The organism is Vibrio sp. 10N.247.311.12, assembly GCF_041467515.1.
In the GTDB taxonomy this organism is placed as follows: Bacteria; Pseudomonadota; Gammaproteobacteria; order Enterobacterales; family Vibrionaceae; genus Vibrio; species Vibrio crassostreae_C.
In genome coordinates, this window is record NZ_JBFSUV010000021.1 from 27,541 (window position 1) to 41,840 (window position 14,300).

Sequence of the window (14,300 nt, forward strand, 5' to 3'; positions counted from 1 at the left end):
AAACAGACATTATTATGCAAAGCCCATTCACTATTGATTAGTGAGTGGGCTTTTTACTTTCTATTTGCCTAATAAATCAGCTTCGGTTTTTCCTATCGGATGGCATATAATTCGCGCTCCACGCTAAAAATAATCAATGGATTGAACTGTTGGTGAATAAATATGTGAAAATAATGAATTAATACTTTATTTTCATTTTGAATTGCCGTAAGTTTAAACCATCAGAAAAATACTGAATCTTAATCAGAATTATCATTTGCAAAAACAGTGAGCACTGTGCAATTAGGAGATACACAATGGCATTATGGGGCGGTAGATTTACCCAAGCAGCAGACACCCGGTTCAAAGATTTTAACGATTCTCTTCGTTTTGATTACCGATTGGCTGAGCAAGACATTGTGGGCTCAATTGCCTGGTCTAAAGCTCTACTGTCGGTCAACGTATTAACAGAAGAAGAGCAACAGAAGCTTGAGTTAGCGCTGAATGAGCTAAAACTTGAGGTGATGGAAGATCCTGAACAGATTCTACGTTCTGATGCAGAAGATATTCACAGCTGGGTTGAGCAGCAACTTATCGGCAAAGTCGGTGACTTGGGCAAAAAACTTCACACTGGCCGTTCTCGTAACGACCAAGTGGCGACAGACCTGAAACTATGGTGTCGTCAGCAAGGTAACCAACTGCTACTGGCATTGGATCGCCTACAAAGCCAAATGGTGAACGTTGCTTCTCAGCATCAAGAAACCGTGCTTCCTGGCTACACTCACTTACAACGTGCTCAGCCGGTAACTTTTGCTCACTGGTGCTTGGCTTACGTTGAAATGCTTGAGCGTGATTATTCACGTTTGAATGATGCGATTAAGCGTCTAGACACATGTCCGCTGGGTTCTGGTGCCCTTGCTGGAACAGCTTACCCGATGGACCGTGAAGAGTTAGCTCACAACTTAGGTTTCCGTCGTGCAACGCGCAACTCTCTAGATTCAGTTTCTGACCGCGACCATGTGATGGAGCTAATGTCGATTGCTTCTATCTCTATGCTTCACCTTTCGCGTCTTGCAGAAGATATGATTTTCTACAACTCAGGTGAATCAAACTTCATCGAGTTAGCGGATACCGTGACGTCAGGTTCATCTCTGATGCCACAAAAGAAAAACCCAGATGCGCTAGAGCTTATCCGTGGCAAAACTGGCCGTGTTTACGGTTCATTAGCGGCAATGATGATGACAGTAAAAGCTCTGCCTTTGGCGTACAACAAAGACATGCAAGAAGATAAAGAAGGTCTGTTCGACGCTTTAGATACTTGGAATGATTGTATGGAAATGGCAGCACTCTGTTTTGACGGCATTAAAGTGAACGGCGAACGTACACTTGAAGCCGCGAAACAAGGCTACGCGAACTCAACTGAATTGGCTGATTACCTAGTAGCGAAAGGGATTCCTTTCCGTGAAGCTCACCATATTGTTGGTGTGACGGTAGTGGCGGCGATTGCTAAAGGCTGTGCATTAGAAGAATTAACCATCGCAGAGATGAAAGAGTTCTCTGAGGTGATTGAGGAAGATGTGTATGACATCCTGACCATTGAATCGTGTCTTGAAAAACGTAGCGCGCTAGGCGGTGTATCTCCACAGCAAGTGGCTTACGCGGTTGACCAAGCTGAGAAACGTTTATCACAGCGTGATACGTCCATCGTCAAGGTTCGTCCTGCTCGTCTGACCGATATTGAAGCGTTGGAAGGTATGGTCGCTTACTGGGCGAACATGGGTGAAAACCTACCTCGTTCTCGTAATGAACTGGTGCGTGATATTGGCTCGTTTGCGGTCGCAGAGCATCATGGTGAGGTGACAGGTTGTGCATCACTCTATGTGTATGACTCTGGCCTAGCGGAAATCCGTTCACTGGGTGTCGAAGCTGGCTGGCAAGGTCAAGGGCAGGGTACCGCAATTGTGCAGCACTTGGTTGAGAAAGCGCGACAAATGGCCATCAAGAAGGTGTTTGTGCTGACTCGTACACCTGAGTTCTTCATGAAGCATGATTTCTTACCGACATCGAAATCTCTGTTGCCTGAGAAGGTACTGAAAGATTGTGACCAGTGTCCTCGTCAACATGCGTGTGATGAAGTGGCATTGGAAGTGAACTTGGTAGAGCAGATAATTGCTAAGGTTAATGTTGCATAAGGCATTGATTTTATAGCTCCTAAAAAAAAGATCAAAAATCTGATCTTTTTTGGGAACAAACTAAGAAAAGCCCGGTCTATTAAAGTACCACTGCTTTTTCTTAGAATTTTCTAAGAAAGCCCTAGAATCGATTGGTTCTGGGGCTTTTTTCTATCTGCTGTTTGGGAAATGATGACGGCTTGCTAAGGCGAGTCATTTAATTGGACATCTAGCCTTTATCACTTATCTAGCAAAGTCTCTCTGTTAACGCTTTTTGTTCCTTAAAGGCAGCACGACAAACTTCATTATCCAATGCAACGACAACAAGCCACTGAATGCGAAAGCGGCCATCATCAAAGCGATGGCATTGATGGTTTTTGGGTCTTCTCTGAAAAATAGCCACCATACTCCCCAACTCAAAATCGACAACACCATCAGCTGATTCATGCAACGCTGGCAACGACCGAGCTTGTTACGGATTTTTTCACTTTTATTGCAATGAATGCATGTCACCTTGGGTTTGATTCGCGTTATGCTTGTTGCCCTGATAATAACACGTCACAAGATATTGGATCACGGTGACACAGAGAGAGAAAGTCGATGATTGAGCGCCAAGAAACCAAACAACGCATGAGCCGTATTGTGAAACACAACGGCACTATCTACCTATGTGGCCAAGTGTGTGCTGATGCAACCAAAGACATCACTGAGCAAACACAAACGATGCTGGATAAAGTCGAAGCCCTACTTGATCAAGCAGGCAGCGACAAAGAGCACATGCTGTCAGCAACGATTTACTTGAAAGACATGAAAGACTTCCAAGAAATGAACGCAGTTTGGGATGCATGGGTTCCAGAAGGTCACGCTCCAGCTCGCGCATGTGTGACTGGCGACATGGCTCGCGAAGCGCTACTTGTTGAGATCTCTGTGATTGCTGCTGAGAAAAACAGCTGTTGTTAAGTCATTCTTAGTTCAATGAAAAGCCTCGCTGTTATGCGAGGCTTTTTTATATGACTAATTCTGAAACAGTTAGCTAGATACTTTTTGCATTATGCTACGACCAACAACTTGACCCGACTTAGATTTCTTCGTACGGATTAACAAGCCTTGATCCCAGTCTGTCCCAGCAGGTTGGTATTCCCATTTGACGAAATACTCTTTATTGTCAGAGCACACGTCACCCTGAACATAGTCATCTTGATCACAGAAGCGCACGACCGTGTTCAACTCTGTAAGGGTTGCCTGAGATTGTCGACCTGTTTGGTTGAACCACCAATAATCGATGTTAGCTAAATCTTCATAGGTGTATGGTTCGTCATGGGTATTGTCTTGTGCGGTTCCATTTTGACATTCCGAACCGCTGATGGTGACATTGGATTCTGAGAAAGAGTAGCTTTCCTTTGCTACGGAGTTGTCTGCGCAAATCTGAGTGTTAACCCATTCACCTTCAAAGTTTACGTAGCGCTCACCTCCAGCCTCATCTACAGGATAATAGAATGCGACTAACTGAGTGTTTCGGCTATCGGTGCAACTTGATGGCGATAGATCACAGCTATCTCCATTTAACTCTGTTTTGTTAGTAATCTCTGTGTAGATGCCAGTAATCGGGTCGTAAGCTCCTGAGATAACTTCACGCTGCCATGCGGAGTCGATATCTCTATCATCTTTATCGTCTCGAACTCGTTCATTGAAGTGATTTAACTCACTAATAGTGCTTGCTTGGAATGGACCAAAATTGAACTCATCCCAAGGAAATGGTTCGTTGGTTTCTTGAACACCTTCAGGGTCTTGCAGTTGGTAAGCGAATGTCCCATTTTTAATGATCGAATGATTTTCGTCGGGGATTCCATCACAGCTTTTATCAACAAAGTTATGGCCTGCCGCGAGGCAGTTTAAATAATCTTCAGCTCTGCTTTCCGAAAGGGAGGTGTCGTTTGAGCCAGCAAGCATAACTACGTTTTCTGAATCTAAAGTGAAGTCCATAGATGTCATGCCACGAGTTTTTTCAAAGAGCTCGATTGGCAGGGTTTTATCTGCATGTACGTAGGTAAATGTTTGTGGGTCTAAGTCTGTAGCGATTTTATACTGAGTAACATCGATATAGCGTACGTGTTTATGACCACCTTGTGCGAACGGGTTGTTGGTATCAACGTCTCCACGCACCATTTCACCAAAAGAATCAGACATATGTGCGATAGCTTCAGCGTCAGTCACTATGTTCGTGGAAGCAACGCCAATCTCAGTTAAAAAAGTCTCAACACTGCTGATATTGTCGAGTCTAAGGTTGACTAACGCATCAGCAACTTGCTGATCGTCTCTGTCTTGTAGCTTTTCCGGGATAGTTAAAACGCCGCTTCCGGAACTACCAAATTGGTTATTAACAGACTGGAGTAGAACCGCTAAGTTTATCGCTCTGTTGTATTTACCAGCTGCTTCAAACGGTGTTACTACTTCTTGCACTGAAGCTGCTCCTACTTTTACACCATCAGGACCACCAATATAAAAGGTGACTGAATCGTTCGGGAGGGCGTTGAAATTCCCTTCTGAATCCGTTACTCCATTTAACCCTGAGCTTGTTGTGTATGATAACCCTTCAACAGCAGAATCAATAAATTGGTATGAGGTTATAGTTTCCTCGCTTGATCCTGAATTGGAGTCTGAGCCGCACCCAATTAAAGCCAAAGTAATGGTTGCTGCTAGCAAACTTTGTTTGAACATTACATCTTCCTTGTGAACATTTTAGTTGTAGTAAATTGCTGAAAATTCCCTTTATGGAATAAAGGTCACCTTTCGATGAGTTACTATTATAGAGGTATGCAAGGGGATGAATGGAAGTGTCGAAATGTATCTAAAAGTAACCAAGTGACTTTAATCATACTTGGTGTGGAAAACATTATGAAATATGTGGGTAAATAGAAAAATAGCTTACCAAAGGTAAGCTATTTATATTAAATATCAATAATTTAACAACCAGGGCCACAATCTAGGCAGTGTTTCACCATCTCTGGGCCTAGGTGCAGTTTCGCATTGAGGTCACGTAGTGCAGTTCGTACACCCTCTTCGATTACTGGGTGGTAGAACGGCATGTCTAGCATCTCAGAAACCGTCATCTTGTTCTGGTGTGCCCATGCTAACAAGTGAGCCAAGTGTTCTGCGTTTGGTCCCATCATCTCAGCACCAAGGAAGCGGCCTGTACCTTGCTCGCCGTATACGTGCAGAATACCTTTGTTGCGCAGCATCACTCGAGAACGACCTTGGTTTTCGAAAGACACTTCACCCGTTGCGAAACAGCCACATGTGCCTAAGCGTGTGGTGATCTCTTTGTAGGTTTCACCAACCATCGCGATTTGCGGGTCAGAGAATACCGCTGAGATTTTAGAGCGGCGTAGGCCTGCACGAATCTCAGGGAAGCGACCTGCATTATCACCCGCAATACGTGCTTGGTCTGCTGCTTCATGCAGTAGAGGCAGTTGGTTACTTGCATCACCGGCAATAAATACCGATGGCAGTGATGTTTGTAGCGTGTAGTGGTCGGCAATTGGCACACCACGCTCATCAAGCTCAAGAGAGGTATTCTCTAGGCCAAGCTTATCAGTGTTAGGACGACGGCCTGTTGCTGCCAGCACATACTCAACGATGTTGGTTTCTAGTTCACCTTGCTTATTGATGAACTGGATTTCGACGCGAGCTTCACCTGATTCAGTGGTAATGCGCTTCATGCTTTCGATTTTTACGTCAGCATCTAGGTAGAACTCTTCATTGAAGGCTTTATCTGCGTACGCCATGATTTCTGGGTCGGTAACTGGGCCAACTTGACCACCCAAACCGAACAGCTTGGTATTTACACCTAAGCGATGCAGTGACTGACCAAGCTCTAGGCCAATAACGCCCGGACCAAATACCGCAACCGACTCTGGTAAATCATCCCAGTTGAACACGTCATCGTTAATGATTAGGCGGTCACCAAGCTCATTCCAAACTGCAGGATATGCAGGGCGAGAACCGGTTGCGATAACAATACGTTTAGCGGTGACAAGCGTGTGGTCATCAATTTGTAGCGTGTTGTCATCTAAGAATTTTGCGTAGCCAGAGATCTTGTCTTGCTCTGGAATTTCATCAACACCTTCTAAAACAAAACCAACAAAACGGTCACGTTCGAACTTCACTCGGTCCATCACTTCACGGCCGTTAATCACGATATCACCTTGTGGGTGAACGCCAAAAGCAGGAGCTTTCTCGATGTGATGCACACTTTCTGCAGCTGCAATAAGCAGTTTAGATGGCATACAACCAACACGAGCACAGGTTGTACCGTAAGGGCCGCCTTCAATCATCACGACACTGTCAGTGTGTGCTTTTGCAGCGCGGTAAGAACCTAGACCTGCCGTACCGCCCCCGATAACTGCTACATCTACATTGACTTGTTTCATAATAATTTTCTCGCAATGGCTAAATTTGGTTTGAACGAACCCCTCCAACTCTGGTGATTTTTTGAGAGTCAGGATAGTGGGTCAGTTTTGTGATTCTGTTTTATTAGGTTTAGCTTGTGACTCTGCTTTTATTGCTAACTATAGGTTAGTTAAAGACGGGCGAGTCACCAGCTATATTCTTTTGCCAATACTCAGATAAGAGTGTTTGGAATAGCTAACCCACAAGAGGGTGGGTTAGCTGATACTTCTAAGCCTATATCGGCGATGAAGCGATTAGCCTAGGAAAGTTTCTAGTTCTTCGCTACCACCGATGTGTTTGCCACCGATGAATACTTGAGGAACAGTAGTGCGACCAGAGATAGCACGTAGGCTTACTGTTGTTGCATCTTTACCTAGAACCACTTCTTCGTAGTTCAGACCTTTGTCGATTAGGTTCTGTTTTGCTTTCATACAGAAAGGACAGCCTGGCTTAGTGAATACTGTGATTGACTCTTGCTCTTTGTGCTCAGGAGCAAGGTAGTTAAGCATAGTATCAGCATCAGAAACCTTGAACGGGTCGCCTGGTACGTCTTCTTCGATGAACATTTTCTCTACCACGCCGTTTTTAACCAGCATGCTGTAACGCCATGAACGTTTGCCGAAGCCGATGTCGTTTTTCTCAACTAGCATACCCATGCCGTCTGTGAAATCACCGTTACCATCTGGGATGAATGTGATGTTTTCCGCTTCTTGGTCTGCTTTCCAAGCGTTCATTACGAATGTATCGTTTACAGAAACACACAGAATGTCATCAACACCGTTTTCTTTGAATACAGAGTGTAGCTCGTTGTAACGAGGTAGGTGGCTTGAAGAACATGTTGGAGTAAACGCACCTGGTAGGCTGAATACGATAACTGTCTTGTCTTTGAAAAGCTCTTCTGTCGTTACGTTAACCCATGCATCGCCTTGGCGAGTTGGGAATGTTACTTGAGGGATTGATTGACCTTCTTTAGATGCAAACATATTGATTTCCTTAAATAGTATTTTTAATTTTGTTCTATTAGAGCTTAACGTTTTTCGTTGCTCTGTTTCGTTTTGTTGAGCCCATTATTAGATAAATTCTTTGATAGCTCTAATCGTTTGATGTTATGGTTTTGATAGGTAAATTCTATCAAGAGCATTTTTCTTTTAAATGTTTCTATGAAACCCCTTGTTCTTATTAAAACCTGAGGTAAGAGACTGATCATGAATATTCGTGACTTTGAATACTTGGTGGCGCTCGCAGAGCATAAACACTTCCGAAAAGCGGCAGAAGCGTGCTTTGTCAGTCAGCCGACACTAAGCGGTCAAATACGCAAACTCGAAGATGAAATTGGACTTCAGTTAACCGAGCGTAGCCCAAGGAAGGTGATATTTACAGAATCAGGGTTACAACTTGTTGAGCAAGCCAAGCGCATTCTCAACGAGGTGAAGACCTTTAAAGATATGGCGAGTGGACACGGCGAAGCAATGACGGGGCCAATGCATATTGGTTTTATTCCAACCGTGGGTCCTTACATCTTGCCTAAGATTGTTCCTCATCTGAAAGAGAGCTTTCCAGATCTTGAGCTTTACCTGCATGAAGCTCAGACCCATCAGTTAGTGAGCCAACTTGAAGATGGCAAGCTTGATTGCTTAGTACTGGCTGCGGTTGATGAAACGGCGGTGTTCAAAGAGATCGATGTGTATGACGAGCCGTTAAGTGTTGCCGTTCCATGTGACCACGAGTGGGCTCAGCAAGACACTGTCGATATGCTGCAGCTAAATGGACAAACCGTACTTGCGCTAGGTGACGGTCACTGTTTGAGAGACCAAGCCTTGGGCTTCTGTTTTGCTGCGGGCGCCAAAGATGATGAGCGCTTTAAGGCAACCAGCTTAGAAACGCTGCGTAACATGGTCGCGGCGGGGGCGGGGATTACCTTGCTTCCTCAGCTATCGGTGCCGAAAGAGAAGCAGAAAGACGGTGTGTGTTACGTACCTGCTGTGAATCCAACACCTTCACGTCGCATTGTTGTTGCCTACCGTCCGGGCTCTCCATTGAAGGGACGTTTCGAGCAATTGGCTGAGACGATTCGAACTCAACTGGAGAAGACGGCTTAGCGCTTGAATTTAGAGCCTAGTCTGGTCAGATATAGATATAAAAAAGGGTTGATATGAATGCATATCAACCCTTTTGGTTGGTTCATGTTACTAGGTTCTACAAACCTTAGTTAGAACAGTTCTTCTACTGCTTCACCTGATGAGGTTGAGTAGATGTCATCATTGAAACGTTCAGTGATGTACTCGGTTGGCTCTGTGCCTTTCTCGAAGTACTCGAACATTGATGAGCTATCGAACTTGTTGGTCAGTAAGCCAGTTTCACGGTCGATACGAACACGGACGATGTTCTCAGGAATCTCTTTACGCTCAGCAGGAACACCCGCTAACGCCGTACCCATGAAATCAACCCATGCAGGTTCTGCTGTTTTCGCGCCAGCTTCTGCACCCGTAATTTGGTTCTTACCAAGATTTGAGTTCGCTTTGGTTCTGCCTAGGTTGCGGTTGTGGTTATCAAAACCAACCCATACCGTTGCAACCATGCCAGGGCCGTAACCGCTGTACCAAGTATCTTTCGAATCGTTGGTGGTACCCGTTTTTCCGCCAATGTCACGACGCTTCAACGGCTGTGCACGCCAACCTGTACCGTTCCAACCCGTACCTGCGCTCCAATCACCGCCACCCCAGATGTTGCTGTACATCATTTCACGAACAAGGAATGCGTTCTGTTCAGAGATAACTTGAGGTGCGTATTGTACTTTGGCATCCACATCTTGCTCTGCAAACTCATCAGCCATTGGGTCTGAGGTCATTTGCTGTTGGCAATCGTCTTTACAAACCACTTTTGGTGTCGCTTCAAATTCAGTCTCACCAAATGGTGTCTCAATGCGGCTGATGTAGAAAGGTTCAACGTAGTAGCCGCCATTAGCGAATACTGAGTAACCTTGAGCTACTTTCATTGGCGTTAAGCTACCCGCACCCAGAGCAATGGTTTCAGAACGCGGAACTTCATCAATATCAAAGCCAAATCGAGTTAGGTAGTTACGAGTATCATCTAGACCTACTTCGCGCAGTACACGTACCGCCATTACGTTTTTCGATTGAGCTAAGCCAATACGTAAACGAGTCGGGCCAACGTAGGTAGGTGGTGAGTTCTTTGGTCGCCATGCCGTACCTTGGCTCTTATCCCATTGGTTAATCGGTGCATCGTTGATCAGTGAAGCCAGTGTTAAGCCTTTCTCAATCGCTGCTGAATAGATAAATGGTTTGATACCAGAACCAACCTGACGAATAGATTGCGTCGCACGGTTGAACTTGTTGTGAACAAAGTTAAAGCCACCCACCATCGATAATACTGCGCCGTTGTTCGGGTTCATTGCCACAAATGCCGTGTTTGCATTTGGCACTTGGCTTAGACGCCAAACAACAGGTGTTTCCGATTCTGATGTCGCTGACTCTTCTGTAGGCTCTTCAGAGACTTCGTCGCCTGTTACGGCTTCATGGCGAACCCAAACTTGCTCACCAACCGCAAGAATCTCTTTTGCTTGAGAAGGAGCTGGGCCTTGACGGTCATCTGTTAGGAACTTGCGTGCCCAGTTCATGCCTTGCCATTCAATTGTGCCTTCGCCTTGGTTTTTAACCCAAACCTGAGCGCTTTTTGAATCAACAGCAGTTACTACTGCAGGGACTAGATCACCATAGGTTGGTTGAGACTTAAGGTGTTTAACGATTTCGTCGTGGTCCCAAGCCGATTGAGCAGTCTGCCACAATACTTTTTCAGCACCACGGTAGCCGTGACGCTCATCGTAGCCAAGTAGGTTCTTAATTGCGGCTTGGTTCGCTGCTTTTTGCAGTTTCGAATCAACGGTCGTGTAGACCTTCATGCCTGATGTATAAGCGGCTTCGCCATAGCGTTCCACCATCCAAGCACGTGCAACTTCAGCAACATATGGCGCGCTCAGTTCGATCTCTGCACCGTGGTATTTCGAGATAAGCTCTTCGCTACGAGCGTCATCGAACTCTGCTTGAGTGATGTATTTCTCGTCTAACATACGACGCAATACAACGTTACGACGGTTAGTCGCGCGCTCAACAGAGTAAATAGGGTTCATTGTCGAAGGTGCTTTTGGCATACCCGCAAGGGTCGCAATTTCACTCAGCGTGAGATCAGGAAGATCTTTACCGAAGTAAACACGTGCTGCCGCGCCAAAACCATACGAACGGTGACCAAGGAAGATCTTGTTGACGTAAAGCTCCATGATCTCTTCTTTACTAAGAAGTTGCTCAATGTGGATCGCAATGAAGATCTCTTTGATCTTACGCATAATCTTTTTCTCATTAGATAAGAAGAAGTTACGCGCAAGCTGCTGAGTAATGGTACTAGCACCTTGTTTGGCTGAACCCGACATTGCAACGACGAGTGCTGCACGTGTGATACCGATTGGGTCAATACCTGGGTGTTCATAGAAACGGCTATCTTCGGTGGCAATCAGAGCCTCAACTAAGTGGCGAGGAATCTCGTCATAAGTGACTGGATTACGACGCTTTTCACCAAATTGAGAGATCAGCTTACCGTCTTGACTGAAGACTTGCATCGGCGTTTGGAGTTCTACGTCGCGCAAAGTGGCAACATCAGGCAACTCTGGTTTTACGTAAAAATAAAACCCGAAAATTGTACTGACTCCAAGAATCATGCAAATCAATGTAAATATGAATAATCGCTTTATGAACTTCACCGGATAATCCCTGATTAGTTAAGGCTGATAAGCAGCAAACCCTTGTACTCTAGGCTAAAAACTTAGCTTTCGTTTATTAACGCTTATTTAACTAATAATCACAACCCCTAGATAATCAACGAAATGCTTGGCACTTCAGGAGCTAGGTCACATGGGTTCATCATTAATTACAGGTATAGATATAAATCATCACAGCATCAAAGCCGTGGTACTAAAACCCTTGGGGGAGTTGTATGCCCTAGTGGGATACAAAGAGCTGCCGATTTCGGACGACATTTTTACAGCTAACCATACTTTGGAGTATCAGAAAACTGTTAAGAAACTTAAAGAACTTAGGAAAGGACTGCCTTTTGGCTGTCGCAACGTCGCCATTTCGGTACCTGATAACACGGTGATCAGCAAAGTACTGCAAATAGAGAGTGAGTTAGAAGACAGAGAAAAAGAGTTTTCTATCTATCAAACCTTCGCCCATCAATCTCCCTTCCCTATCGAGGAGCTGAGTTTAGATTTTGTAAAGCTGGAAGACAAACGATTTGGTAAAGGTTCGACAAGCAGTTATCAGGTATACGCCACTCGTAAAGAAGTTGTGGATAGCCGAGCGGATGCATTAACCAAGGCTGGCTTCAAACCTGTGGTGGTGGATACACAGGCGCATGGGCTACTTAATATCTGGCAATTGGCCTCGCGCCTGTATCCCGATAAGAAAAACTGGTTGCTGGTGGATGTTGGAATCGACCAAACCTCGCTAGGGGTTATCCCGCAGAATTCGGCGCCTTTCTATAAAGACATCGCCTTTGGCACTCAAGATCTTCGCAGCTCAGATGACCCGAGTGATATCGAGAGCGTGTTCGGTACTATGGAAGAGACACATCAATTCATCGTTAACCTGATTGAGAAGCTCAAGCGTCAATTGCAGCTCTATTCATCGGGAAATGCGCAGCAACCTATCTCAGGGATTTGGTTGATGGGCGAGGGCGCCAGCATCCCTATGGTAACCGAAGAGCTAGAACGCCATTTTCAGTTGAGCTGCGAGTCATTGAATCCTTTGTCTTTATTTGAGAATAAGGTCGCCAAGAGACGCCGACTGCCGATTGACTGGCAACACTTTGGTATCGCGGCGGGTATGGCGATGAGTGGGCTCAAGTGGCAGGGAGAGAAGCATGTTGCATCAAATTAACTTGCTGCCGTGGCGTGATGAGATTCGTGCTCAGCACAAGAAGCGTTTTATCCATCTGGTCATTCTTGGCGTCATCATTGCGCTTATAGGGCAATGGGCGGTTGGTCACTATTTTCACGATCAACAAGCCAAGCAGCAAGCTCGCCTCAATTACCTAAATCAGTACATTGCTGAGCTCGACCGACAAATTCAGTCGTTAAAAGTCGCAGAGCAAGAACACAAAGCCATTCTGACTCGACTTGATGTGGTTGAGTCGCTGCAGCTTGGCCGTAATAAGACCACCGACTTCATGAACTTGATGCCGGAGCTGATTCCAGAGGGGGTCTATGTCGACAAGATAAAGATGAATGGTCAGGAGATTGAAATGTCGGGCATCAGCGACAGCACTGCTCGTCTCGCCACCATGTTGGACAACCTCGAACGTTCAGATTCTTTGAAAGGGGTCGAGATGCACTCTATCGTTCATAACCGCAAGCGCTTCAATAAAGAGTTTCAGACCTTCAAGGTCTCTTTTGTGTTTAGCCCTGTGTCTTTAGAAAACACAACCGCAAGCAGAAAAGATAAGGGGGCGCATCATGGCTAACCTTCAAAATAGGATTAGTAGGCAAAACAGGATGAGCTTGCAAGATCTCGATGTTGATGAGATCACCGAATGGCCATTGCTGCCTCAGCTTCTCGTGATTCTGGTGTTGATAGTGTTAATCCAAGGTGTAGGCACTTGGCTTTATGTGTTGCCACTCGACGATGAACTGCAACAGATGAAGCAACAAGAACAAACCTTAAAGACGACCTTGCGAATAAAGGCCAACAAGGTTGCAGCCTTGCCTAAATTGCAGAGTCAGCTGGATGAACTAACCAGTCGCTACGATTACCTGTTAGAGCAGCTGCCTGTTCAAAAAGAGCTAGCAAGTATGTTGGCGTCTGTGAATGAACTCGGCTTGGATAATTCGCTGACCTTTACTCGAATCGATTGGGGACAAAAACAGAACAAGGAGTTTCTCTATCGATTGCCTCTCAATATAGAGCTGACAGGTGACTATCACGAGATTGGTGACTTCTCTGCTGCCATCGCCAAGCTGCCGCGTATTATTAGCTTTGATGATGTGAATTGGCAGCGAGTCAGTCAAGAAAGTAGCACGCTGCACTTTAGGGTTCGAGCTTATACCTACCAGTTTAAATCGGAGGTTAATGATGAAACCCAATAGCGCGTTTTACTCAATCGTATTGATGCTTGCGTTGTCAGGCTGCAAAGCTAATCAAGACTCACTGCAAGATTTTGTGGCGCAGGTTGAAGCCAAGGCGAGAAAAGATGTCGAGCAACTTGTCCCAGCAACTGAATTCACGGCGGCGACTTATCAGCGCCGATCTTTGCGTCCTCCCTTTGAACTGCCTAAAGAAGCCATTGTGCAAAACCAACCCTTGGTTAAGAAAGACTGTTGGCAACCCAGCGCCCGTTCTCGTAATGGCAAGTTAGAGAAGTACCCGCTGAGTAAGCTTCGTTTAAGAGGCGTGATGGGCAGTGGCTCAAGCGTGTTTGGCTTAGTGCAAACACCCAAAGGCAACGTGGTAAACGTCAAGAAAGGCCAGTTTATCGGCTTAAACAATGGCCGAGTTACTAAGGTGACGAGCCAATACGTTCAGATTAATGAAACTCTTCCAGATGGCTTAGGTTGTTGGCATAAGCGCAACGTTAGGCTGGCTCTGAAGTAAACCAATGTCACATGATGTGGATATGAGATGTAAATATGATTAA

13 protein-coding genes are annotated in these 14,300 nt (G+C 45.4%); 7 read left to right on the forward strand and 6 right to left on the reverse strand.

Annotated elements, in window-relative coordinates; genetic code table 11:
• Positions 1-296 precede the first annotated feature (296 nt).
• Positions 297-2,171 carry an argininosuccinate lyase gene (argH, locus tag AB6E30_RS11080; protein ID WP_017061136.1) on the forward strand — a complete coding sequence of 625 codons (1,875 nt, stop codon included), beginning with the start codon at positions 297-299 and terminating at the stop codon, positions 2,169-2,171.
• Positions 2,172-2,414: 243 nt separating this feature from the next.
• On the opposite strand, the gene AB6E30_RS11085 is transcribed toward argH, so the two are convergent.
• Entirely contained in the window at positions 2,415-2,630 is a 216-nt protein-coding gene (locus tag AB6E30_RS11085) for a DUF3624 domain-containing protein (protein ID WP_372103632.1), read from the reverse strand.
• A gap of 120 nt (positions 2,631-2,750) precedes the next feature.
• Here AB6E30_RS11085 and AB6E30_RS11090 point away from each other — a divergent pair, with 120 nt between their 5' ends.
• Positions 2,751-3,110 carry a RidA family protein gene (locus AB6E30_RS11090; RefSeq protein ID WP_017063689.1) on the forward strand — a complete coding sequence of 120 codons (360 nt, stop codon included), beginning with the start codon at positions 2,751-2,753 and terminating at the stop codon, positions 3,108-3,110.
• 69 nt (positions 3,111-3,179) lie between these two features.
• On the opposite strand, the gene AB6E30_RS11095 is transcribed toward AB6E30_RS11090, so the two are convergent.
• The 4 genes from AB6E30_RS11095 to AB6E30_RS11110 all read right to left on the reverse strand — a co-directional run bounded on the left by AB6E30_RS11095 (position 3,180) and on the right by AB6E30_RS11110 (position 7,806).
• On the reverse strand, positions 3,180-4,868 hold the full coding sequence (locus AB6E30_RS11095) for a hypothetical protein (protein ID WP_372103610.1): 1,689 nt from the start codon (positions 4,866-4,868) through the stop codon (positions 3,180-3,182).
• A gap of 245 nt (positions 4,869-5,113) precedes the next feature.
• On the reverse strand, positions 5,114-6,580 hold the full coding sequence (locus AB6E30_RS11100) for a dihydrolipoyl dehydrogenase (RefSeq protein WP_372103613.1): 1,467 nt from the start codon (positions 6,578-6,580) through the stop codon (positions 5,114-5,116).
• Positions 6,581-6,853: 273 nt separating this feature from the next.
• Entirely contained in the window at positions 6,854-7,582 is a 729-nt protein-coding gene (locus AB6E30_RS11105; RefSeq protein ID WP_017061133.1) for a glutathione peroxidase, read from the reverse strand.
• Between the two features lie 44 nt (positions 7,583-7,626).
• Positions 7,627-7,806, reverse strand: a complete 180-nt coding sequence (locus AB6E30_RS11110; protein WP_017068839.1) for a hypothetical protein — start codon at positions 7,804-7,806, stop codon at positions 7,627-7,629.
• Here AB6E30_RS11110 and oxyR point away from each other — a divergent pair.
• A complete protein-coding gene (oxyR, locus tag AB6E30_RS11115; RefSeq protein WP_017061132.1) occupies positions 7,805-8,698 on the forward strand; it encodes a DNA-binding transcriptional regulator OxyR in 894 nt (297 codons plus the stop codon). The two genes, AB6E30_RS11110 and oxyR, sit on opposite strands and share 2 nt — an antisense overlap.
• A 110-nt stretch (positions 8,699-8,808) precedes the next feature.
• Here oxyR and AB6E30_RS11120 read toward each other — a convergent pair whose 3' ends face one another.
• Positions 8,809-11,370: a penicillin-binding protein 1A gene (locus AB6E30_RS11120; RefSeq protein ID WP_372103616.1), complete on the reverse strand. Its 2,562-nt coding sequence runs from the start codon at positions 11,368-11,370 to the stop codon at positions 8,809-8,811.
• 151 nt (positions 11,371-11,521) lie between these two features.
• On the opposite strand from AB6E30_RS11120, the gene pilM reads away from it, so the two are divergent.
• Genes pilM through AB6E30_RS11140 form a run of 4 tightly spaced genes read left to right on the forward strand, consistent with a single transcriptional unit; the run spans position 11,522 to position 14,257 of the window.
• Complete coding sequence (gene pilM / locus AB6E30_RS11125) at positions 11,522-12,547, forward strand: type IV pilus assembly protein PilM (RefSeq protein ID WP_108118167.1); 1,026 nt, start codon at positions 11,522-11,524, stop codon at positions 12,545-12,547.
• Complete coding sequence (locus AB6E30_RS11130; protein WP_017061129.1) at positions 12,531-13,130, forward strand: PilN domain-containing protein; 600 nt, start codon at positions 12,531-12,533, stop codon at positions 13,128-13,130. Before pilM ends, AB6E30_RS11130 begins: the two co-directional genes overlap by 17 nt.
• The gene (locus AB6E30_RS11135; protein WP_017068838.1) at positions 13,123-13,752 is read left to right on the forward strand and encodes a type 4a pilus biogenesis protein PilO; all 630 of its coding nucleotides are present in this window, start codon (positions 13,123-13,125) and stop codon (positions 13,750-13,752) included. The genes AB6E30_RS11130 and AB6E30_RS11135 overlap by 8 nt, the downstream gene beginning before the upstream one ends.
• Positions 13,739-14,257 carry a pilus assembly protein PilP gene (locus AB6E30_RS11140; protein ID WP_017063694.1) on the forward strand — a complete coding sequence of 173 codons (519 nt, stop codon included), beginning with the start codon at positions 13,739-13,741 and terminating at the stop codon, positions 14,255-14,257. Before AB6E30_RS11135 ends, AB6E30_RS11140 begins: the two co-directional genes overlap by 14 nt.
• Positions 14,258-14,300: the final 43 nt, after the last annotated feature.